Below are 22,625 nucleotides of genomic sequence, written 5' to 3'. Positions count from 1 at the left end.
AAAAAACCGGGCACTGCCCGGTTTTTTGTTGTCAGGTTCAGGCTTACTCTGCTTTTACGTTGTAACCACGCAGAGCATTTCGCCCCAGCACCACACCAGCCCCAATCATCCCACCGAGCAGAACCGCCAGCACCAGGGTAATCGCTTTTTTCGGACTGTCACGACGAACCGGCAACGTTGGTTTCATCACATAGCGATAGGCGTGTAACTCGGCCCCCTCAAGCTTAAGATTTTCGATATCCAACAGCTTTTGCTTAGTCTGAAAGTAGTTGTCAGATAATATCAACGGACGCGTAGATTCGTGCTCAATCATGGACTTTAGGGCATCACTACCCAACAGTAGCATGCTGTCCTGCGTAACATCCTGAGTTTGCTGAATCTGCGGCTTGGTCACACCCGCCTGCAGTGCATAACGCAGCGCTTCCTGGATTTGCTTGATTCGCAGATCTTTTTGCTCCTGAGCGACCACTTCCTGAGTTTTCAGAGAGTCTTGCAACGTAGTTGTTTGCAATTTGATGTTATCAACCAGGTCAAGTTCCAGTTCTTTGGCAACCTTTTCATCTGTTTGTTGAATGTATTCGGCGAGCTGACGCTGAGCGTCTTCAGGTGAGCCACCCACATAAGAAACCGCCAACGGCAATGGTTGCCCTTTTACAGACTGCTCAATCGATAGTTTTTCAGGCTTTTCCTGATTATCCAGCGTTTCCGCCAATGCAGAAAATGACGTGCTAAAACGGCCAATCACGTTTGCCTGTAACTCAGTAACCTTAGGGGCGCTGACACCATACAACACGTTAAGTGCGTTGTTATACGTGGCAATCTGTCCGACATCCGGTTGAGTGATAATGGCTGTTGAAGTCCATTTCTCCTTAGCAACTGCCAGATAGCCCACAGCAAGCACTATGGCAATAACAATCGCAATAACGATTGTTACTTTCCCGCGCCACAACTGTACCAGTAAATCAATCAGATCAATCTGTTCCGGATCGTGACTGCGCCCGGACATGTTGTTATCACTTACAGACATAGAAACCCTAGATAAGGAAAGACTTAAACTGGGATTAGTTTAGCTATAAATTGAGGCAATGCCATAGGATTAATGATAAAAAATCAAATTGTTTGAGGGATTTTGATTGGTATTTCAATCACTACTGAAAATCAATACGATTGAACAAAAGTGTAATTACTCAAAGAACACTTTCATGAGCAAAAAAACAGCAACAATCAGATTTCATGTCCGCCAATCGTTGCCCTTTACAATTCATTTTAATGAATCCATGTCATGAATATTTACCGTCTGACCAGTAAAAATGGTAAGCGTAAAAAATATAACAATTAGCTTTTTTACCATCTAACGGTATCATTCCACTTTTTAGTAGCGCCTGTTGGTATCTGGCTATTATTTGGCCAAAAAGAGGAATAAACATGAAATACCTGGTTACGGGTGCCGCTGGTTTCATCGGCTTCCACGTTAGCAAACGCCTCCTTGAGGCTGGCCATCAAGTAGTCGGTATTGATAATCTGAACGATTACTACGACGTCAGTCTGAAACAAGCTCGTCTGGAATTACTGGCACAGCCTGGTTTCCATTTTCATAAAATTGATTTAGCCGACCGCGAAGGCATGGCTGAACTCTTCGCATCCGGGCATTTTGAACGTGTCATTCATCTTGCCGCACAGGCTGGCGTTCGTTATTCACTCGAAAATCCGCATGCCTATGCAGATTCAAATCTCACAGGCTTTCTGAACATACTGGAAGGGTGTCGCCATAATAAAATTCAGCATTTACTCTACGCCTCATCCAGTTCAGTTTACGGCCTGAATCGCAAAATGCCTTTCTCTACGGATGATTCCGTCGATCATCCCGTGTCGCTGTATGCAGCAACCAAAAAAGCCAACGAGCTGATGGCTCATACTTATTCCCACCTGTACGGATTGCCCACCACTGGGTTGCGTTTTTTCACCGTGTACGGTCCATGGGGTCGACCGGATATGGCGCTGTTCAAGTTCACCAAAGCGATGCTGGAAGGGAAAAGTATTGACGTCTATAACTACGGAAAAATGAAGCGTGACTTTACCTATATCGATGATATCGCAGAAGCAATCATTCGCCTGCAGGATGTCATTCCACACGCAGACACACAATGGACCGTTGAAACAGGCACGCCAGCAGCCAGCATTGCGCCCTATCGCGTCTACAATATCGGCAATAGTTCACCGGTTGAGCTAATGGACTATATCCAGGCTTTGGAAGATGCTCTGGGTATTGAAGCGAAGAAAAATATGCTACCACTACAGCCAGGTGATGTACTGGAAACCAGCGCAGACACTAAAGCACTGTATGAGGTAATTGGTTTTAAACCTGAAACCACGGTAAAAGATGGGGTGAAGAACTTTGTTGACTGGTACCGTAATTTCTACAAAGTTTAATTACTGACCTGATTAAAATAAAAAGGCCTTTTATAAGGCCTTTTTTATGGAGACGAGATTAATCACTACCAAATAAATCGCGGGTATACACTTTATCGGCAACATCAGCTAATTCTGACGTCATACGGTTAGAAATAATAATATCGGCTTCATTTTTGAACGAATTAAGATCACGCACAACTCGGGAATGGAAAAATTCATCCTCTTCCATGACCGGTTCATAGATAATAACGTGCACGCCCTTGGCTTTAATGCGCTTCATGATGCCCTGAATCGATGATGCCCGGAAATTATCGGAACCACTTTTCATGATCAAACGGTACACGCCGACCACCTTAGGTTTACGCGCAAGAATAGAATCTGCAATGAAGTCCTTACGCGTACGGTTCGCATCAACAATCGCACCAATAATGTTATTCGGTACAGACGCGTAGTTAGCCAGCAACTGCTTAGTATCTTTCGGCAGACAGTAGCCGCCATAGCCGAATGACGGATTGTTGTAGTGATTACCGATACGCGGATCCAGGCACACACCTTCAATAATCTGCCGTGAGTTCAAGCCAAGACTTTCTGCATAGCTATCCAGCTCGTTAAAGTAGGCCACACGTAACGCCAGATAGGTGTTAGCGAACAACTTGATGGCTTCGGCTTCAGTAGAGTCGGTAAACAGCGTCGGAATGTCTTTTTTAACCGCACCTTCCTGCAGCAACTCGGCAAAACGCTCGGCTCGTTCGGAACGTTCACCAATAACGATACGGGACGGATGCAAGTTGTCGTATAGCGCACGACCTTCACGCAGGAATTCTGGCGAAAAGAAAATATTGTCGATACCCAACTGTTCTTTAATAGAGTTCGTAAAGCCAACCGGAATCGTTGATTTAATTACCATCACCGCATTTGGGTTGATTTCGACCACATCGCGGATCACTGACTCGACGCTCGAAGTGTTAAAGTAGTTAGTTGTCGGATCGTAATCAGTCGGTGTCGCGATGATAACGTAGTCCGCGTCGCGGTATGCATCATACTTATCGGTCGTTGCACGGAAATTCAGCTGTTTTGTCGCCAGATATTCTTCGATCTCCTTATCAACGATCGGCGATTTTTTCTGATTCAGCATCTCGACCTTCGTCGGAACGATATCCAGAGCGACCACTTCGTGGTGCTGGGCAATCAGAATACCGTTCGACAAACCTACATAACCTGTTCCTGAGATAGTTATCTTCATTCGCTGTGTAACTTCTTCCGGTTGAACATTTGAGGGTGAACACGCTGCCAATAACGTGGCGCATCGCTCTGCATCGCACCAGTATATCGTGATTTGCTACAACACCGGATATCAGACCTGACTGAATCCCATTTTTTGGCAATAAAAAAGCCCGGAGGAGCGCTCCGGGCCTGGATTCACAGTTTGACTAAATCAGATTAATCCAGCCATTCGGTATGGAACACGCCTTCTTTATCGGTGCGTTTATACGTATGTGCACCAAAGTAGTCGCGCTGGGCCTGGATCAAGTTAGCCGGCAGTACCGCAGAACGGTAGCTGTCGTAGTAGGCTACCGCTGCAGAGAAGGTCGGTACCGGAATACCGTTCTGCACAGCATAAGCCACTACATCACGCAGCGCTTGCTGATATTCGTCAGCGATATTTTTGAAGTACGGGGCCAGCAGCAGGTTCGCGATGCCTTTGTTTTCAGCATAGGCGTCGGTGATTTTCTGCAGGAACTGCGCACGAATGATGCAGCCCGCGCGGAAGATCTTCGCGATTTCGCCGTAGTTCAGATCCCAGTTGTATTCGTCAGATGCGGCACGCAGTTGAGAGAAGCCCTGAGCATAAGAGACGATTTTGCCCAAATACAGCGCGCGACGGACCTTCTCAACAAACTCTGCTTTATCACCAGCCAGTTTAGCCTGCGGGCCAGACAGCACTTTAGATGCCGCAACGCGCTGGTCTTTCAGAGAAGAGATGTAGCGAGCGAATACGGATTCGGTGATCAGCGACAGCGGTTCGCCCAGATCCAGAGAGCTCTGGCTGGTCCATTTACCGGTGCCTTTGTTCGCCGCTTCGTCCAGGATCACATCAACAAGGTATTTACCCTCTTCGTCTTTCTTGGTGAAGATATCTTTGGTGATGTCGATCAGATAACTGCTCAACTCACCTTCATTCCACTCGGTGAAAGTAGTTGCCAGCTCTTCGTTAGACAGGTTCAGACCGCCTTTCAGCAGAGAATAGGCTTCCGCAATCAGCTGCATATCGCCGTATTCAATCCCGTTGTGCACCATCTTCACGTAATGACCCGCGCCATCGGCACCGATATAGGTCACGCACGGTTCGCCATCTTCAGCAACCGCGGCAATCTTGGTCAGGATCGGAGCAACCAGTTCGTACGCTTCTTTCTGACCACCAGGCATGATGGATGGGCCTTTCAGTGCGCCCTCTTCACCGCCTGAAACACCGGTACCGATGAAGTTGAAGCCTTCGGCTGACAGTTCACGATTACGACGAATGGTGTCCTGGAAGAAAGTGTTACCACCATCAATGATGATGTCGCCTTTATCCAGATACGGCTTCAGGGAATCGATGGCAGCATCGGTGCCAGCGCCCGCTTTCACCATTAACAGGATACGACGTGGGGTTTCAAGAGACTCGACGAACTCTTTCACCGTGTAATAAGGAACCAGTTTCTTACCCGGGTTCTCGGCAACAACTTCTTCAGTTTTCTCGCGGGAGCGGTTGAAGATGGAGACGGTATAACCGCGGCTTTCGATGTTGAGCGCCAGGTTGCGCCCCATCACTGCCATACCGACGACGCCGATCTGTTGTTTGGACATTATGTACTCCTGTCAGGTGTGGTCCCCGCGCGACGTATGCACGGATTGAAATGTGGTTTAGATGTTAATTCAGACGTTCATTTTCAGGTGGCACTATATAAGTATGAAAAAGAAATTTGTGCTTTTTAATTGCCATTAAAAATGGCATTACATTAACATGTTACTTATATGTATTTTCATACTGTTTTATAATTGTGGTCCATTGATATCGGCGCTGCGCAATCTCAAATAAACTTTGACCTGTAGATTCAATCTTACCAGTTTCCAACAATTCAATAACATTCACCAATTCATTTTTTGTCGAAAAATAATGAGCTTTATCTTCTGTAGAATACCGGTTAAAGTTGCAATCAAATGCAATAATATCCATTCCAAATTGCATTGCTTCGACGAGAGATGGATTAGTACCTCCGGCACTATGCCCATGTATATACCCTTTACAACAACTTCTCAATAAATAAAGAGATTTGATATCATAGACTGGATCTATAATATCAATATTTTCATAACCCCGATATTTCTCTCTTAATTCTCGTCCATATTCGCTATTATTCCAATTCCCTATAAATTTTATTTTATAAGGAAGAAGCGCAAACGCGCCAAGGATAGTTGCTATGTTGTTTTCTGGTTCAATGCGGCAGATAGAAAGATAATAGTCATGCTTAACATCAGGTGTTTGCATACCATCAATTAAAGCGTGTTCACCACCATAAGCTATCACTTCACTATTTTTATTATACTCAGCATTGATATAATCTCCAATCGCTTGATTATCTGAAATAATAACATCTGAAAAAAGTACTGCTATTTTTTCAGATAATTTAAGAAATGCCTTGGACCACCGCCCCCATTTATCTCTTCGCCATTCAAGACCATCAACGTTAGTAACAACTTTTGAACGTGAAAGTAATTTATAAAAAGGTAAAAAAATACAACCAGAAACACCTAAAATAAGTACAACATCATATTTTGTTTTAATGCATTTAATAAGACAGAGTATGTCATAAGCAATACTTGAAATCCCATTCGCTTTTAATGGAATATATTCAAGACGTGCAGCTTTATACATGCCTGGTCTTTCTTTATAAGCTTTAGATGAGCAGAAGACCGTGTACTCGATATCATCACCTTGGTAGTCTACAAGATTTTGAACTAAGGACTCAAATCCTCCGTAACAAGCAGGTATTCCTACTGTACCGATTATTGCAATTTTTTTCATATTTTTATCATTTAATATGCTGGCTTAACGCTAACTGATAGCCTTCAAGTGTTTGCTGGGCAGTATGTTTCCATGTGAAATGAGACATAACACGGTGCTTTAAATGAGGGGAATACTCTTTTGACATAACATCAATAACTCCTTGTCGGATAGAATTAACATCCCCGGGTTCACAATAAATCGCTTCGTCGCTGAAATAATATTCAGTATCTCCGCGATCAGTCACGAGCACATTACAATTCATTACTGCAGCTTCAAGAGTAGATAAACCTGGCGTTTCCATCCATGAGATAAGTGCATGAGATTTTGCGACCTTATATAAGGCAGCGAGCTCTTGCTGCGTAACATGTTCTATGAATATAACATTAGGGCCAGCTTCATTTTTACACTGCTCAAAATATTTTATACTGTTCGGGCTAGGTTTACCTACTAAAACAATTTTATATGGCAAATCTTTACATGCACGAATAAGATCAAGCTGGCATTTACGTATTTCTATTCTTGCGGCGCTTAGCAAACATCCTTCAAGATGTTGATACTTTGTAGCATCCACTTTGTCATAGTCAAATATATTTAAATCAACGGCATTCGCTACAGATATACCTTCTTTATTTGGTTGTCGCATATCATTACGAACACGCTCAAGCTCAGTTGGGCTATTTGGAAGCAATACATCAATCGTATTAACAATTTCTTTCTGAGCTGCCAAATGACCTTTTAAAATATATTCAAATGTTCCGGCATGAAAGTTTTTATTTTTTATAATTCTTGCAACTGTTTTTAGATATTCAACAAAACTTTCTTTGAAATTATTTGCAACCCATTTTTGGATTCCCCTTCTAGCCTTCTGATCACACTCATAATATGATCCCCAAATAGTAGACAATACCATTGGCTTGTTTTTTTCTCTTGCCAATCGAACATAATGAAGAATATCCTGAGGATTACGTAAATTAAAAAAATGAACTACGTCATAAGAATCAAAATTAATATCGCCACCGACATGGATATCTATGTCAAGACCTAACATCTCTAAATATTCTTTTGTTTTAACTAATTGAACCGTATCCCCCCCTGGACCTGTAAATAAGGTGGGTCTAGAGATAAATAATATTTTTTTAATCATGGAATACGCTCCTTATATAAACGAGAAATAAGAAAGAGAAGAAAAAGATAAATCCATATATATAATTCATTAAAGCTATATGTATAAATCAATGTAAGAAATGCAGTCATTAAATATGAATAAAATGGCACGTAATAGATCTTACCACATGAATACACAACATAGAATGAATACCCTAATAAGAATGAAAGCAAAAAAATAACGATAAAACCAAAATAACCAAAATCAAAATAAGGAACACCAAACCCTGTTGAAGTTAATAGCCCGTAAAAATCATCTTTTAAAACATCCTTTTGCAATTCTATTAACTGATAAGCATTGTTTGTAAATAATGAATCAAATGGAAGTACAATGCTAAAATAACCATAAAAATAGCTATCTAACGCAGTTATATAATGATTTAATATTTCGAAATTCATAACAAATGTGACATATCCATAGTATAGGGGCAAAAATAAAAAATTCCCCCCCATAAACCAAACTTTCGAAATATCATCAATAACTGAAGGTCCCGTATATAAGTAATCACGAATCAGTTTAGACGCACCTAAAGCATATAAACACAGAAACATTATATAACAAAGCTTAGCCAATCGAATCTTCTGAAATGAAAATTTAATAATAAAACACTGAACAAAAAATAACGCAATTGTCCCTCTATTCCCAACCATAATAGCCAACAATACATTAATTAATATTAAAGAATAGAAAACAACTTTTTGTGTCAGAGTCCATGAATTCTTATATATTAATATATCATAGTATAAAGATAACCCTACTATAAACCCTGACATAGCCAAAATATGTACATATCCTGAGACAGGGAATTCCATACGCAACACTTCAAAATCAGGATTAAAAATTGGAATAGAGCCGTGTTTATTAAAAAATATATAGTGTTCAAACGCAAAAGCAAGGGTAGATAGAGTGAGTAACAATAAAACTAGCTTCCTCTGTGCTGCAGGAATCAATTTAGGTTTGAATGGAATAGGCTTGCAACTTCGTAAATTTTTTAATTTTGTACCAAAACTCATCCCTAGAGCCATAGCCCCCAAACACAGGGTAAGATAAAGTACTGTTTCAATACTTGGTAACGTAATTTGGTTGCTCAACCTTAGCAAGTATAAGAATATCACAACAAAAAATGCAATTAGCAAATTAAAAGGAGATGATATTGTTTTGTAAATCATCATTACCTCAGTCTTATTCCATAACGTCTTTTATAACCATCAATTATTCCAAAAATTATGTTTTTCAATAGACGATTTTTTTTTAAATACAGAGTCTTAATTGCAAATACAGGCAAGGATTTCATAAAAAATAATATAATATCTATCTTTGAGAACATACTCTCGTGTTTTTGTCTAATCAAAAAAGAATTTCTAAAATAATAATACGAGGCATTGTAAATCCACTCTCTTTCATTAGGGGTTCTAATTATATTTCCAACATCATTGATAAAACAACATTTACCACCAAGCTTTCTGATATTTATACATAAGTCAACCTCCTCCCAATACATAAAAAAACGCTCGTCAAAAAGCGTTTCAAGAGGATTGTATTCATCTAACTTTAAATAAAGAAATGAACCAGGACAGTAATCACTATTGCAAAAATCTTCTGACTGTGTTTCTTTATATATTTTTTGTGTTAAACCTTTTAACCTTATTCGTGTATACATAATATTGCCTTCTGGTGTAACTGCGGGCAATGTATATACTCCCCATTCTTTCACCTTCTGCACGATCTCATTTATTTGGTTAAGACTAAAAAACGTATCGGGGTTACAAATAACAATATCTCCAGTTAGCTTATTTTTTATTATGTACTCATATGCTACATTATTTCCGCCACAATACCCAAGATTAGTTCCTGTACCTAGTAATTTAACATTTGAGAAAGTATTGATTTCTTTATCTGACAAAATCTCACCAGAATTATCAACAACTAGAATTGTATAACTAAATGAGGTTACTTTTTCTCCATCTAATCTCTTGATAGTTTCAGCAATTACATTTCGAGAAAAATAATTAACAATAACAATAAAAACATGTTTCACGTTTATATTCCACCACTAACCATTGTTTTTTATGTTTATATTTTTTAATTCTTATTTATTATAATCACTTCTATATTACAAGATCGCATATAAATCACGAGCCAATAGCGTCTAGATCGCTATTTAATAAAATAGAAACAATACGTTGCGAAGAACATCCATTTCCATATGGGTTATGAGCATGGCTCATTTTTTGATATGATTCTTTACATGAAAGTAATTCATTTACATTTTCAATAATTTTATCCCTATCTGTTCCTATTAGCTTTACTGTTCCAGCATCAACAGCCTCAGGACGTTCAGTTGTTTCTCGCATCACTAATACCGGCACGCCAAGAGATGGAGCTTCTTCCTGTATCCCACCTGAATCCGTTAATATCAAGTAAGCCTTTGACATTAGAAAAATGAATGGAAGGTACTGTTGTGGTTCAATAAGACTTACATTATTAATCCCTGACAGAATTCTATTAACGGGCTCACGTACTTGAGGGTTCATATGAACAGGATAAACAATATGAATATCATCATGCTGCTTAGAAAGAGCGGCTAATGCCTCACAAATATTTTCAAAGCCTGCACCAAAACTTTCACGCCTATGCCCTGTAACTAAAATTATTTTTTTGTTCTGAGATAAAAATGGCAGGCGTTCATGCATCGTGTTTACGATGCTAGGGTCTGAGTTAATTTTATCTCTTGCGATCAACAATGCATCGATAACTGTATTCCCAGTTACAAAAATCTTATTTCCCGGATATCCTTCATTAATAAGATTGACTTTTGATTGCTGGGTTGGAGCAAAGTGGTATTGTGTTAATACTGATGTTAATTTTCTATTAGCTTCTTCTGGCCAAGGTGAATATATGTTTCCAGTACGTAAGCCAGCTTCAACATGTCCTACAGCGACTTTGTTATAATAAGCAGCTAAACTTACAGCAAATGTAGTTGCTGTATCCCCATGGACAAGCACGATATCTGGTTGGAATTTATCCAAGTAAGGCTTTATTTTAATCAAAATTTCCGAGGTAATATCACCTAATGTCTGACCTGATTTCATTATATTAAGATCATAGTCTGGTATAATATCAAATACGTCTAACACTTGATCCAACATTTCACGATGTTGACCAGTTACACAGACTTTGCATTCTAAGAATGGATTCTTCTTTACTTCATTTACTACCGATGCCATTTTGATAGCTTCTGGTCTCGTACCAAAAACAATTAATATTTTCTTAATCATAATATGTTGCCTTTACATTCCATTACACTGTGTTTTTATATCAACAATGCTATTTGTTACACTTTCAATAATACTCTAAATTAAGCATGATATATATTCCCCATAAACATATATATTGATAGTTTATTTTATAATATTATATTTATTTTTTTTCATCCATTTTCCTTCTGACACAGTATAGTATTAAAAAATCAACGACCATCCTTAAAGACCATGCGATAGCTGTGCCAGTTAATCCATAGTCAGATGTTAATACATATAGGATTAAAAGATAAGGAATAACTTCCGTACAATGGATCAATGCTGTTGCTCTTGAGAAACCTGATGCCTGCAATACTGAATATGGAATTTGTGCTAATGAATTAAAATAGAATCCAATTAATAAAATTTGCAATATAATAGATGATTTATCTGCATAACTCTCCCCCATCCATGTAGACATTATTAAGTGTGAGAATATTATTGCGATAATTACAATTGGTAGACATACCACGCTAATGATGAAATAACTTTTGTCTTCCAATGATTTTTTTTCTAATTTATTACTTATAGAACTTATTTTTGGAAAAAGCGCTCGACTTAATGCAAATGGAACGTTTGATAATCGTGATATGCCTTCTGCTGGAGCAGAATAAAAGGCCACATTATTTGCACCTAAAACATTAGATATAATAAATCTATCAAAATAAGTCATTACAGGACTTATTATATTACTTACGGTCAACCAACTCCCATATTTAATCATTCGTTTTAAAGTATCAAAACATATTACAGGACGCACTTTCTTAAGTATATGAGAACTAAACGCATATGTAACAACTAAAGAAAACATACGGGAAATAACAATCCCATATACAGCACTAATTAAAGAACCATAAAAATAAACTAATATTGCTGGCAACCCAGCCAAAATAGAACTTGTTACAGTTCTTTGTATATTTAAAATAGCAAATTGTTCTTCCCCTTCAAGATAGGCTAACCAAATCTGATTAACCAAATATATTGGAATAATCACAGCCAATAAATAAAATATGAATTTTATATCTTGAAAATATATTTCTGACACTTTCAAAAAATGTATTAACTGCAGAGAAAAAACGTTAAGCAGTACAGCGGCGAAAATGCCAAGAATAAAGACAACCGCAGTCGAGGTAGACAATATCTTTAGTTGTTCTTGTTCATTATTCTTATGAATTGACACCTCTCTTATGACAGCTCTGGTTAAACCAGCATCGAATATACTTGAATATCCGACAAGAGCAAAAATCAACATAAAAATACCAAAAGCTTCAATACCCAAGCATCGAGAAATAACACCCAAACTGGGTATTGCTATCAATGTGGGAAGTATATAACCAGCAAGATTATATGCACTATGTCTTAATAAACTCATTTTTAATTTCTATTTTTTCTAGCAACACATTCAATATTATATATATTTTTAAAATTATTTTGTACTTTGTCTTTTTCTGACAAAAATATTTCATTGACATCTGGCCATTGGATATTCAAATCTTGGTCATTCCAAAGAATACCAGCATCATGCGCTGGTGAATAATATGCTGTCGTTTTATATAAAAATTCTGCTGTATCAGTTAAAACATAAAACCCATGAGCGAATCCTTCAGGTATCCAAAGTTGTCTTTTATTTTCAGCCGAAAGATTTATACCAACCCATTTACCAAATGTTTCAGAATCTCTACGAATGTCCACCGCGACATCAAAAACCTCACCTACAACGCAGCGAACTAATTTCCCTTGGGCAAAAGGTGGAAGTTGATAATGCAGTCCCCTAAGCACGCCTTTCGCAGATTTAGAATGGTTATCCTGCACAAATTCGATCTTACGTCCAACAGCCTCTTCAAATACCTTCTGGTTAAAACTCTCCATGAAAAAACCACGTTCATCACCAAACACTTTAGGTTCGAAAACCAGCACATCAGGAATATCAGTCTTGATAACATTCATATTAATAGCCCTTAATCATCTTAATCAAATACTGCCCATAAGCATTTTTTGACAGTGGGATAGCTAATTGTTTAACCTGCTCCGCGTCAATAAACCCCTTACGATATGCTATCTCTTCTGGACAGGAAACTTTCAATCCCTGACGTTCTTCTATGGTCGCAATAAAATTGCTTGCTTCAATTAGGCTTTGATGCGTACCAGTATCAAGCCATGCATAGCCACGCCCCATCATTGCAACAGATAACCTTCCCTGTTCCATATAAATTCGGTTAATGTCGGTAATTTCAAGCTCACCACGTGCAGAAGGTTTTAAGTGCTTTGCCATTTCAACAACATCGTTGTCATAGAAATACAACCCGGTTACTGCATAATTACTTTTAGGCTCGAGTGGTTTTTCTTCAAGGCTAACTGCTGTACCACTTTTATCGAACTCAACTACACCGTAACGTTCAGGATCGTTGACATGATAGGCAAATACTGTTGCACCGCTTTCTTTATTTACGGCAGTATCCATTAATTTTGGTAAGTCATGTCCGTAAAAAATGTTGTCACCCAGAACAAGAGCACAATCATCATTACCGATAAACTCTTCACCAATAATAAATGCCTGGGCTAGGCCATCTGGTGTCGGTTGTACTTTATATTGTAAATTAAGTCCCCACTGGCTACCGTCACCCAATAACTGTTCAAATCGAGGGGTATCCTGAGGAGTACTAATAATCAAGATGTCACGAATCCCTGCCAACATTAGCGTAGAAAGCGGATAATAGATCATAGGTTTATCATAGATTGGCAGCAGTTGTTTGCTTACAGCCATAGTGACAGGATAAAGACGAGTACCTGAGCCACCAGCTAAAATAATCCCTTTACGCGTTTTCATTTCATCATCTCTTTATGTGCAAAATGCCCGTCAAGGGGCATTAAAATAAATTCAGATCGCCGTTGTCGTGAACAACTCAGCCAACATACGTTTTACACCAGCATCCCACTGCGGTAATACCAGCTCAAAGTTATTCTGGAATTTATCGGTGTTCAGGCGAGAATTTGTTGGACGGTGTGCAGGTGTAGGATACGCACTGGTCGGCACCGCATTTAATTGGGTCAATGCCAGTTCAATTCCTGCCTTACGGGCTTCATCGAACACCAGTGCTGCATAGTCATACCAGGTCGTGGTTCCACCCGCAACCAGATGGTAGAGTCCAGCCACATCGGGTTTGTTCATCGCAACACGGATAGCATGCGCCGTACAGTCAGCAAGAAGTTCAGCTCCAGTTGGCGCACCGAACTGGTCGTTAATTACCGAAAGCTCTGCGCGCTCTTTTGCCAGTTTCAGCATCGTTTTCGCAAAATTATTGCCTTTACCTGCATACACCCAGCTGGTTCTGAAAATCAAATGGTTGGCGCAGTGCGTCTGAAGCGCCATTTCTCCCGCCAGTTTGGTTTCACCGTAGACATTAAGCGGCGCTGTAGCGTCCGTTTCGCGCCATGGTGTTTCGCCGGTGCCAGGAAAAACATAGTCCGTGGAGTAATGCACTACCCACGCTCCGATTTCTGCGGCAGCTCTGGCAATTGCCTCCACACTGGTCGTATTAAGCAACCGGGCAAATTCAACTTCGGACTCAGCCTTATCTACTGCCGTATGGGCAGCCGCGTTGACGATAACGTCAGGCCGGATACGACGAACGGTGTCTGCCACGCCTTGTGGATTACTAAAGTCACCACAATAGTCAGTCGAATGTACATCTAATGCGATCAGGTTCCCCAACGGGGCTAGCGCACGTTGCAATTCCCAACCCACCTGGCCCGTTTTACCAAACAGCAGAATATTCATTACTGACGTTCTCCATAATTCTGTTCGATCCACGTCTTGTAGGCGCCGCTTTTCACATTCTCAACCCACTGCGTATTCGACAGATACCACTCAACAGTCTTACGGATCCCGCTCTCGAAGGTTTCCAGCGGCTTCCAGCCCAGTTCATCGCTGATTTTCGCTGCATCAATCGCATAGCGGCGATCGTGTCCAGGTCTATCCACTACATATGTAATTTGCTCGCGGTAAGAACCTTCTTTAGGCACAATCTCATCCAACAAATCGCAGATAGTATGGACAACGTCCAGGTTTTTCTTCTCGTTATGACCACCGATATTGTAGGTTTCACCTACAAGTCCCTGAGTCACAACGGAGTATAATGCCCTGGCATGATCTTCAACATACAGCCAATCGCGAATTTGATCGCCTTTGCCATAAATTGGTAATGCTTTGCCCTCAAGTGCATTCAGAATCACCAGCGGGATTAGTTTTTCAGGGAAGTGATACGGCCCATAGTTATTGGAACAATTGGTGACAATTGTTGGGAAGCCATAGGTGCGCAGCCACGCGCGAACCAGATGATCGCTTGAGGCCTTTGAAGCAGAGTATGGGCTACTCGGCGCATAAGCCGTCTTTTCGGTGAACAGAGGCAACACACTACCAGCAGCCACTTCATCTGGATGTGGCAGGTCGCCGTATACTTCATCTGTGGAGATATGATGGAAACGAAATGCCTGTTTTTTATCTGCCTCCAGCCCGTTCCAGTAGCCACGAGCAGCTTCCAGCAGCACATAGGTACCGACGATATTCGTTTCGATAAAAGCCGCAGGCCCTGTAATAGAGCGATCAACATGACTCTCCGCTGCCAGATGCATCACCGCATCCGGTTGATGAGTGGCAAAAATACGCTCCATTGCCGCTTTATCACAGATATCCGCGTGTTCAAAATAATAGCGATTATTTTCGCTGACTTCGGCAAGCGACTCCAGGTTACCGGCGTAGGTAAGTTTATCGACATTAACAACGGTATCCTGAGTATTTTTTATTATATGACGAACTACTGCGGATCCAATGAAACCCGCCCCACCAGTAACTAGTATTTTCACGTTTTAATTCCGAATATCGTTTATACGAATACTATTTAATATGCTGGCACATAATGCACGCATCTGGGCATTATGCACGCTACCGCCCCTGGCCTTGCAGCTACCAGAGCACTACCTAAATTCCAAAGATGTAACCAGCCCCGCAAGCTTTCGCAAAGCTCTGTTAAATTCAAACGCTAATTGTCTTACCAAATGCCACCAGAAACAAGAAAAAATCTGACAAAGCCATGATTAAACTTGGTAGGTTAACTTGTTGTTATTGGTCATTTTTCATAAAAAAGCGACAGTAACATTCCATTGCTTAAAGCATAGAAGCTGGGATGTTAGCTGCCGCTATTTTTTCTGGCGTACCGTCACAAAGACCTGTAAATATCTACTCGCTCAGTAGCTTCTCGATGCTCTTACGGAACTTCGGACCTTCCTTCAGGTTACGCAGCCCATACTTAACGAATGCCTGCATGTAGCCCATCTTTTTACCGCAGTCGTAGCTGTCACCCGTCATCAGCATGGCATCAACAGACTGTTTTTTAGCCAACTCCGCAATGGCATCAGTCAGCTGAATACGTCCCCAGGCACCTGGTTCAGTTTTTTCCAGCTCTGCCCAGATATCAGCAGAAAGCACGTAGCGTCCTACGGCCATCAGATCGGAATCCAGCGTTTGCGGCTGATCCGGTTTTTCAATAAATTCAACGATACGGCTGACTTTACCTTCGTTGTCTAAAGGCTCTTTGGTTTGAATAACCGAGTACTCAGACAGATCGCCATCCATGCGTTTAGCCAGTACTTGGCTGCGCCCGGTTTCATTGAAACGTGCCACCATGGCAGCGAGGTTGTAACGCAGCGGATCTGCACTTGCGGTATCCAGAACAACGTCAGGTAATACCACGACAAACGGGTTATCACCAATGATAGGGCGAGCACAAAGAATGGAGTGACCCAGACCCAGTAACTGAGCCTGACGGACGTTCATGATAGTCACGCCCGGAGGACAGATAGACTGCACCTCGGCTAATAACTGGCGCTTAACACGCTGCTCAAGCAACGATTCGAGTTCGTAAGAGGTGTCGAAGTGGTTCTCAACCGCGTTCTTAGACGCATGAGTTACCAGAACGATTTCTTTGATACCTGCAGCTACAATTTCGTCGACAATGTATTGAATCATCGGCTTGTCTACGATCGGCAGCATCTCTTTAGGGATTGCCTTCGTGGCTGGCAACATGTGCATCCCCAGACCCGCTACCGGAATAACTGCTTTCAAATTAATCATTAAGTCATTCACCTATTCATTAGTTGCTGAATTATAGCTTTTTAGCTTGTTTTAGCCAGTATGAATTACATTGTACAGTTGCCGCGTATGTTACGCCGCTTATCTGTAGAATGCAGTAATCTTAAGCTCAAGTATGTGCGACTTGAGCCAGGAATGGTCGCAAAGTTACCTCCCCTGCCCCGGTAGTCGAAAATTCACCGCTTCGACATTGACGACCTGATGGTTTATACGGTCAATGTCAACTGAACTTTGCCCAGCTTCGTTTACTGCATGTACGTTGGCCAGTGAGAGTAATGTGTCCTGCCTGGCCATAAACTTACCGCGTACGTCCTGGCGCAGATCGAAGTGCATCTTAAGTGCGGGACCCGTAGCTGATTGCTGCATCACCCTGACGTTACGTAAAAAAAGGTGCTGCGGTTGGTTGTGCAACTCAAGCGTGGCATGCTTCATCTCCACGTTGGTGATGGCCACGAATGACGTTGCATTACCAGAGGAGATCTGAATTCCGCGTAATTTGTATTCACGTTTGGTGTTATCGAGATGGATATTATTTAGCTTAAAGTTTTGTGGAATGGATAAATATCGACCTTTGATAACGCCATAACCAATGAGCATACCTGCGCTGTTCTCCATATTGATATTATCGATCACGAAGTTATCACATCCATAAATAGCAACCGTCGCATTATCAATGCCCGCTTTCTTACTGAAATCCGGGGTGATATTTCGCGCGGTAATATTACGAATGATAAAATGCTTGCCGTTCTCCACATGAACTAACTGCCGACAGTCGGTACCGGTGATGTTCGCCACCACGAAGTTTTTTACCGCCAGTTCATCAGGATAGCTATTGTCATAGGTACTGCCCGCCAGCCCGATACCGATGCCCCAGTTCACATTGCCATTGGTACAGTTAATACGTTCAATGACATGGTCAGAAATGAGGATGTTGCTGTCGTTGATCGCCACATTCCACTCTATGGCATCCCCCTGTAAATCGCTAAAACGGCTGTTCGTGATCTTTACGCCGTCCATTCGGTTATGAAAACCCTGACGCAAAATCCCATAGTTAGCGCGTGTGACAGTAATATCATCGATAATCAGATTACGCATCAGCCTTGAAGTTTTACCGCCGATATAGATTTGCGTCACCGGACCGAAACCGCTCATGGCAATCCCTTTTATTACACAGTCCGAACCACGTACATCCAGGGTAACGTTCTTCAGGCTCCCGCCCTGCTCGCCCACCACTTTACATCCATCCTGCAGAATAAAGCGCCCACGGCCATTGCCACTTATTCGCCCTTGTAGGAAGAGCGTTTTGCCTGGCGGAATAACAATAGCAGTATTGAGATCCTTACATTCCAGGCCTTTTGGTACGACGACCATTTGCCCTTCTTTGAACGCCTGCCTGAAAGAGGCCACCCAATCCTGTGGGTTGTAATCCTGAATGTTGACGCTGCCCGATGATTCAAGCGCGCGAACAACGGGAGAATGCAGCACGACAAGCGCAGAGCCCGCCGTCAGAAAAGTACGGCGTGAGAGTTTGTTCTCTGACATACAACCTCGATTTACATCGTTTGCAGCAGACTGGCTAACTGTTTATTGATAGCTAACTGATTAAATTCATTTTCAATTTTTTCGCGCGCACACTGCACAATCGACTGTACCTGCTCACTGTCGAGCAGGCTAAATGCCGCTAAACGTTCTGCCAGTGCCTGCGCGTCGTTTTCCGGTGCCAGCCAGCCTGATTTACCCGACTCGACCAGCTCCGGGATCCCGCTGTGAACGGTGGAAATCACCGGAATACCCACCGCCATCGCCTCCATCAGCGCCACCGGGATCCCTTCCATATCGCCGTCTCTTCCGGTGATCGAAGGCAGCAAAAATACATCCGCCTGTTCAAGCATCTCCTTTACCTGATGACTGGGTTTAAAGCCGGGCATCTCAATCACATCATCAAGCTGATATTGCTCGATCAGCGTCCGTAACCGACGCTCCCACGGGCCAATCCCCAGAATGCGATAGCGAAATGAGATGCCTTGCTCTTTTAACTGACGACAAGCTTCGATGGCGAGGTGCAGTCCTTTTTTCTCGGTTAACCGGGCGACAGAGATTATTTCCAGCGGTGCGGCTGGTGCTTTTAGTTGGCGAGGGGTAAAACGCGTCATATCAATACCCATACGCGAAACCGCGATTTTTTGCGGCGGGCACCCCATACTTTTCAAACGTCCGGCCCAGAGATTGCTGATGGGTAACATCAAATCTCCACGCTGAAACAGTTGTTGATACTCAGGGGTATAGCGGGCCAAAACGCCCCGGTGCGAAACATCAACCCCATGAAATACCGTGGCGATTTTTCCGCGGATCATCCCAAGCTCACGCAGCTTGGCGGCCGTTACGCCTGCTGGCCCAAAATGAGCAATAAAGACATCTGCCTGAAACGCTTGCGGATTCCCGCCGCAAATAGCTGCCAAAATCAGATTGCGCGCCTCATCGCCATAGCGTGCAACATTGAGCGCTTTCCAGGTCGCTGCGCGGGTAATACCGTGCAGAGCCGCCGCTGCCCTATATTTCAGTTTCGCCAGTTTGCTTTCCGGTTCATTCAGCAACCAGCGCGTTTTTTCACCCAGACGGTAGGTATTAAAGGAGGCATGAGTATTTTCAAGATCGCCCTTCTGCAAAGCGACAATCTCCACGTCGTAGCCCATATCGATAAATGCGGTTATCTGATTGAGTACAAATGTCTCGGAGGAGAGCGGAAATTTAAGCAGAAAAAAACCAATCTTCATTTTTCCCCCTCAATACGCGTTAAAACCGACTGCACCATGCGTACCCCACGTTCGCGTTCGCGCATAACCGCGTCGCCGAGACGTATGCGCAGCTCAGGTAACTGTCCGAGAGTATCGGCAACCTTCCCTTCGAGACTGCCATCGAGAAGATGACGAATATCAACAGCCATCTCCGGTAACCCCAGTTGTTGCATGATCCCGGCCGATTTGTGCTCGTAGTTAATGGCGATGGCAGGCGTCATAAAATTCATCGAGATGATGGCAGAATGCAAGCGAGTTCCCACCGTCAGATCGCATGCGCCCAGAATCTTCCCCATCTCCAGATCGTTAAGTTCATCCATCACCACATGATATCGGGCCGGATCGTTAACATACTGGCGCAGGTTTAACGCCACCATGCGGTCATCTTTGTTGTAACTATCAATACCGGTGCAAGTTGACAGCGCTATCACCTGGTAACCTTCATCAAGGATGCGATTCACCACCCCGCCAAAGGCTTGCTCATAGGCTTGCTGCGTTGTCCCCAGACGCTTATCAAAAGGAGCCAGCTCACGCAATGTAATGGCAACGGTCTTCTGTTTAGCCGCCATGTCTAACCAGTGCTGTACCGAATAACCTGGCTCAAAATCCTCATGATGGTTGTCGACCAGCCAGGCCGTATCCACGCCTGTTTCGACTTTATCCGTGGTAATTGCGCTGCGCTTCATCAGATCCAGACTGACGGATTCACGTAAAATCAGCGCATTACAGTGACCAAACACGTAGTTCGCCAGTTGATTAAACTGCTCATCCTGGAATGGCCCCACGCTGTGACCAATCATGTACAGCGGTTTTTTCGCCATAAACGAACACAGGGCATGTTCAAACTGCGGCACGCCATACAGATCGACAAAGAACGATCCGCCGACCTGGATGATGGCGTCATAGCGCGACAGCAGACGGACAAAATCGGTAAAGCCCTGGGCGATAGCGATATTGCGCAGATTACCGGAATCGGTAACACGCGAGAGTAGTACCTGATGCTGATAGCGACGACGCAGCACTTTCTTCACGCGCCCCATAACACCCGCTGCGTTGTTATGTTGCTTCATCTGCAAATACAGCGGGTCGCCCATAATCGGGCGGTTTAGCAACCACGAAGAACTCACCGGGTAACGGCTCATCACATCCACTTCGGTCTCGGGACGCAACGCGTTAATGGCATCCAGCAAACCGCGCAGGATCGCGCTATCCCCTCGGTTCCCGCAGGTATGGTTGCCTAAAATTAGTAATTTCATTATGACCTCTTAAAACGTTGTTCTTATCCCGCACGGAGCAAGGTTTTCATTTTTTCACTGCGACAGAGTTGGCGTTTTATTTCCACCACCAGCGGATGGCGCGACAACACAATCATTAGCGCAAACACCAGTGCTCCTGCCGCTATCTGGATCCCCAGCAGCGCGCTTAATGGCACCTGGTTGCGCAGGGTTAAGCCCAACGCATAGCTCACCACAAGGGTTGGTAAGGAGAGATACAACGGCAGCCACAGGCTGAGCATGTACTGACGGTAGCTGGAGCCAAGAACAGGCTTGATCATCACGAAGTAGCTGAGGATCGTGTTAATCACCTGGACCAACAGAAAGCCCAGCGCCACGCCAATCGCCCCCGCCAGATGACCGCCAATGAAAATGGCAGGAATAAACAGAAAGGTTTTGAACACATTGAATTTGAAGCTGATATCGACCCGGGCTTTCGCCATCAAGAGCGATCCTATTGGATTCCCCACCGAGCGCAGCAGACCCACAATGCACAATAGTTGCAGGACCGGAATAATGCCGTTCCACTTATCGCCGAATACCAGCGGCACCACGTTATTCGACACCACCATCAGTCCCAGTAGCGCCGGGAAGTTGATAATCCCAACCACTGACAGCAGCTTGTAAAAATTCACCCGTAGTTTTTCACTGTCGTCCTGGATTTTGGCAAACGCCGGAAACAGCACGCGGGTGATAATCGGGTTCAGTTTGATCGGCGGGACAACCGCCACGTTCCAGGCGAGATTGAATCCGCCCGCCACGCCAGCTCCCAACGTGCGGGCTAAAACCAGCGTGGAAAGGTTGGTATTGATGTAATTGATGATGCTGTCTGCCGTCAGCCATGCGCCAAAACGCAGGTTCGACGAAACGGATGCCAGTGAAAAATGCAGCCCGGGTCGGTAAATCCGGCGGCCAAAATAGCCGAACAGCAGCGTACGTAGCGTACTATTCACCAGATACCCAAGAATGGCCGTCAGCGCGAGCGGCCAGAAATGGGCGCTGACCACGGTAAAGGTAAATCCAGCCAGCACCGAACTAGTTTCAATCATGCCAATTTTGTTGAAGGCCAGCTCTTTTTGCATCAGCGCGCGAAACTGCTGCCCGTGCGGTATCACCACAAACGCCAGTGATAAGGTTTTGATGAGCGGCGCCAGTTCGGGATTATTGAGCACGCTGGCAATCGTCTCGCTAAGCAGAAACATCGCCACACAGACCACGATCCCCAGCCCAACGTTGAGCCAGTACAGCGTTGTCAGCTCCAGATAACCAATCTCTTTGCGTTGAATAATTGAGTTGGCGATGCCGAAATCCGACAGCGTATCGGCCAGCGCTATGATCACCAGCGACACGGTTAACAACCCGAACTGGTGGTTATCAATAATTCGCGCCAGGACGGTCATCTGAATAAGTCCGAGGCCAATAATGATCACCGTGGCAATCGCCGACCACTTTGCGCCATTAAGCGTTTTTTCTCGTAAACTCAT

At 43.2% G+C, this 22,625-nt stretch carries 19 protein-coding genes; 1 reads left to right on the top strand and 18 read right to left on the bottom strand.

From position 1 onward, the window contains the following. Nucleotides 1-43: 43 nt before the first annotated feature. Nucleotides 44-1,027 carry an LPS O-antigen chain length determinant protein WzzB gene (gene wzzB / locus SK33_RS09135; protein ID WP_048218061.1) on the bottom strand — a complete coding sequence of 328 codons (984 nt, stop codon included), beginning with the start codon at nucleotides 1,025-1,027 and terminating at the stop codon, nucleotides 44-46. Nucleotides 1,028-1,425: 398 nt separating this feature from the next. On the opposite strand from wzzB, the gene SK33_RS09130 reads away from it, so the two are divergent. Further along, a complete protein-coding gene (locus SK33_RS09130; protein ID WP_032949582.1) occupies nucleotides 1,426-2,430 on the top strand; it encodes an NAD-dependent epimerase in 1,005 nt (334 codons plus the stop codon). A gap of 58 nt (nucleotides 2,431-2,488) precedes the next feature. Here SK33_RS09130 and ugd read toward each other — a convergent pair whose 3' ends face one another. The 17 genes from ugd to wzxC all read right to left on the bottom strand — a co-directional run bounded on the left by ugd (nucleotide 2,489) and on the right by wzxC (nucleotide 22,625). Continuing rightward, entirely contained in the window at nucleotides 2,489-3,655 is a 1,167-nt protein-coding gene (ugd, locus tag SK33_RS09125; protein ID WP_048218063.1) for a UDP-glucose 6-dehydrogenase, read from the bottom strand. Nucleotides 3,656-3,852: 197 nt separating this feature from the next. After that, nucleotides 3,853-5,259 carry an NADP-dependent phosphogluconate dehydrogenase gene (gene gndA, locus SK33_RS09120; protein ID WP_003844291.1) on the bottom strand — a complete coding sequence of 469 codons (1,407 nt, stop codon included), beginning with the start codon at nucleotides 5,257-5,259 and terminating at the stop codon, nucleotides 3,853-3,855. 160 nt (nucleotides 5,260-5,419) lie between these two features. Next, nucleotides 5,420-6,478: a DUF1972 domain-containing protein gene (locus SK33_RS09115; RefSeq protein ID WP_048218065.1), complete on the bottom strand. Its 1,059-nt coding sequence runs from the start codon at nucleotides 6,476-6,478 to the stop codon at nucleotides 5,420-5,422. Nucleotides 6,479-6,485: 7 nt separating this feature from the next. After that, nucleotides 6,486-7,604 (bottom strand): glycosyltransferase family 4 protein, encoded by a 1,119-nt coding sequence (locus SK33_RS09110; RefSeq protein ID WP_048218067.1) that lies wholly within the window; start codon nucleotides 7,602-7,604, stop codon nucleotides 6,486-6,488. Next, complete coding sequence (locus SK33_RS09105; RefSeq protein ID WP_048218068.1) at nucleotides 7,601-8,797, bottom strand: O-antigen polymerase; 1,197 nt, start codon at nucleotides 8,795-8,797, stop codon at nucleotides 7,601-7,603. Before SK33_RS09105 ends, SK33_RS09110 begins: the two co-directional genes overlap by 4 nt. After that, the gene (locus SK33_RS09100; protein ID WP_048218069.1) at nucleotides 8,797-9,663 is read right to left on the bottom strand and encodes a glycosyltransferase family 2 protein; all 867 of its coding nucleotides are present in this window, start codon (nucleotides 9,661-9,663) and stop codon (nucleotides 8,797-8,799) included. Before SK33_RS09100 ends, SK33_RS09105 begins: the two co-directional genes overlap by 1 nt. Before the next feature lie 94 nt (nucleotides 9,664-9,757). After that, nucleotides 9,758-10,903 (bottom strand): non-hydrolyzing UDP-N-acetylglucosamine 2-epimerase, encoded by a 1,146-nt coding sequence (wecB, locus tag SK33_RS09095; RefSeq protein WP_048218072.1) that lies wholly within the window; start codon nucleotides 10,901-10,903, stop codon nucleotides 9,758-9,760. Between the two features lie 142 nt (nucleotides 10,904-11,045). After that, complete coding sequence (locus tag SK33_RS09090; RefSeq protein ID WP_048218073.1) at nucleotides 11,046-12,296, bottom strand: flippase; 1,251 nt, start codon at nucleotides 12,294-12,296, stop codon at nucleotides 11,046-11,048. A 2-nt stretch (nucleotides 12,297-12,298) separates the two neighbouring features. Beyond that, the gene (gene rfbC, locus SK33_RS09085; RefSeq protein ID WP_048218074.1) at nucleotides 12,299-12,871 is read right to left on the bottom strand and encodes a dTDP-4-dehydrorhamnose 3,5-epimerase; all 573 of its coding nucleotides are present in this window, start codon (nucleotides 12,869-12,871) and stop codon (nucleotides 12,299-12,301) included. 1 nt (nucleotide 12,872) lies between these two features. Continuing rightward, nucleotides 12,873-13,751, bottom strand: coding sequence for a glucose-1-phosphate thymidylyltransferase RfbA (gene rfbA, locus SK33_RS09080; RefSeq protein WP_048218077.1), 879 nt, complete (start codon nucleotides 13,749-13,751; stop codon nucleotides 12,873-12,875). A 51-nt stretch (nucleotides 13,752-13,802) separates the two neighbouring features. Further along, entirely contained in the window at nucleotides 13,803-14,702 is a 900-nt protein-coding gene (gene rfbD / locus SK33_RS09075) for a dTDP-4-dehydrorhamnose reductase (RefSeq protein ID WP_048218080.1), read from the bottom strand. Further along, a complete protein-coding gene (gene rfbB, locus SK33_RS09070; protein WP_048218081.1) occupies nucleotides 14,702-15,787 on the bottom strand; it encodes a dTDP-glucose 4,6-dehydratase in 1,086 nt (361 codons plus the stop codon). The genes rfbD and rfbB overlap by 1 nt, the downstream gene beginning before the upstream one ends. A gap of 373 nt (nucleotides 15,788-16,160) precedes the next feature. After that, entirely contained in the window at nucleotides 16,161-17,054 is an 894-nt protein-coding gene (gene galF, locus SK33_RS09065) for a UTP--glucose-1-phosphate uridylyltransferase GalF (RefSeq protein ID WP_048218083.1), read from the bottom strand. Nucleotides 17,055-17,219: 165 nt separating this feature from the next. After that, a complete protein-coding gene (wcaM, locus tag SK33_RS09060; RefSeq protein WP_048218085.1) occupies nucleotides 17,220-18,614 on the bottom strand; it encodes a colanic acid biosynthesis protein WcaM in 1,395 nt (464 codons plus the stop codon). Nucleotides 18,615-18,625: 11 nt separating this feature from the next. Continuing rightward, nucleotides 18,626-19,846 (bottom strand): colanic acid biosynthesis glycosyltransferase WcaL, encoded by a 1,221-nt coding sequence (gene wcaL, locus SK33_RS09055; RefSeq protein WP_048218086.1) that lies wholly within the window; start codon nucleotides 19,844-19,846, stop codon nucleotides 18,626-18,628. Next, nucleotides 19,843-21,123, bottom strand: coding sequence for a colanic acid biosynthesis pyruvyl transferase WcaK (wcaK, locus tag SK33_RS09050; RefSeq protein ID WP_048218088.1), 1,281 nt, complete (start codon nucleotides 21,121-21,123; stop codon nucleotides 19,843-19,845). The genes wcaL and wcaK overlap by 4 nt, the downstream gene beginning before the upstream one ends. A gap of 23 nt (nucleotides 21,124-21,146) precedes the next feature. Continuing rightward, nucleotides 21,147-22,625, bottom strand: coding sequence for a colanic acid undecaprenyl disphosphate flippase WzxC (gene wzxC, locus SK33_RS09045; RefSeq protein ID WP_048218089.1), 1,479 nt, complete (start codon nucleotides 22,623-22,625; stop codon nucleotides 21,147-21,149).

The sequence above is a fragment of the Citrobacter sp. MGH103 genome (assembly GCF_001034475.2).
Classification (GTDB): domain Bacteria; phylum Pseudomonadota; class Gammaproteobacteria; order Enterobacterales; family Enterobacteriaceae; genus Citrobacter; species Citrobacter freundii.
This window is presented reverse-complemented; position numbering and strand designations above follow the sequence as displayed.

Excerpts from the sequence above, each read along its gene's own strand:
- wzzB (WP_048218061.1), bottom strand. The coding sequence starts at position 1,027 with ATGTCTGTAAGTGATAACAACATGTCCGGGCGCAGTCACGATCCGGAA.
- SK33_RS09130 (WP_032949582.1), top strand. The coding sequence starts at position 1,426 with ATGAAATACCTGGTTACGGGTGCCGCTGGTTTCATCGGCTTCCACGTT.
- ugd (WP_048218063.1), bottom strand. The coding sequence starts at position 3,655 with ATGAAGATAACTATCTCAGGAACAGGTTATGTAGGTTTGTCGAACGGT.
- gndA (WP_003844291.1), bottom strand. The coding sequence starts at position 5,259 with ATGTCCAAACAACAGATCGGCGTCGTCGGTATGGCAGTGATGGGGCGC.
- SK33_RS09115 (WP_048218065.1), bottom strand. The coding sequence starts at position 6,478 with ATGAAAAAAATTGCAATAATCGGTACAGTAGGAATACCTGCTTGTTAC.
- SK33_RS09110 (WP_048218067.1), bottom strand. The coding sequence starts at position 7,604 with ATGATTAAAAAAATATTATTTATCTCTAGACCCACCTTATTTACAGGT.
- SK33_RS09105 (WP_048218068.1), bottom strand. The coding sequence starts at position 8,797 with ATGATGATTTACAAAACAATATCATCTCCTTTTAATTTGCTAATTGCA.
- wecB (WP_048218072.1), bottom strand. The coding sequence starts at position 10,903 with ATGATTAAGAAAATATTAATTGTTTTTGGTACGAGACCAGAAGCTATC.
- SK33_RS09090 (WP_048218073.1), bottom strand. The coding sequence starts at position 12,296 with ATGAGTTTATTAAGACATAGTGCATATAATCTTGCTGGTTATATACTT.
- rfbC (WP_048218074.1), bottom strand. The coding sequence starts at position 12,871 with ATGAATGTTATCAAGACTGATATTCCTGATGTGCTGGTTTTCGAACCT.
- rfbA (WP_048218077.1), bottom strand. The coding sequence starts at position 13,751 with ATGAAAACGCGTAAAGGGATTATTTTAGCTGGTGGCTCAGGTACTCGT.
- rfbD (WP_048218080.1), bottom strand. The coding sequence starts at position 14,702 with ATGAATATTCTGCTGTTTGGTAAAACGGGCCAGGTGGGTTGGGAATTG.
- galF (WP_048218083.1), bottom strand. The coding sequence starts at position 17,054 with ATGATTAATTTGAAAGCAGTTATTCCGGTAGCGGGTCTGGGGATGCAC.
- wcaM (WP_048218085.1), bottom strand. The coding sequence starts at position 18,614 with ATGTCAGAGAACAAACTCTCACGCCGTACTTTTCTGACGGCGGGCTCT.
- wcaL (WP_048218086.1), bottom strand. The coding sequence starts at position 19,846 with ATGAAGATTGGTTTTTTTCTGCTTAAATTTCCGCTCTCCTCCGAGACA.
- wcaK (WP_048218088.1), bottom strand. The coding sequence starts at position 21,123 with ATGAAATTACTAATTTTAGGCAACCATACCTGCGGGAACCGAGGGGAT.
- wzxC (WP_048218089.1), bottom strand. The coding sequence starts at position 22,625 with ATGAGTTTACGAGAAAAAACGCTTAATGGCGCAAAGTGGTCGGCGATT.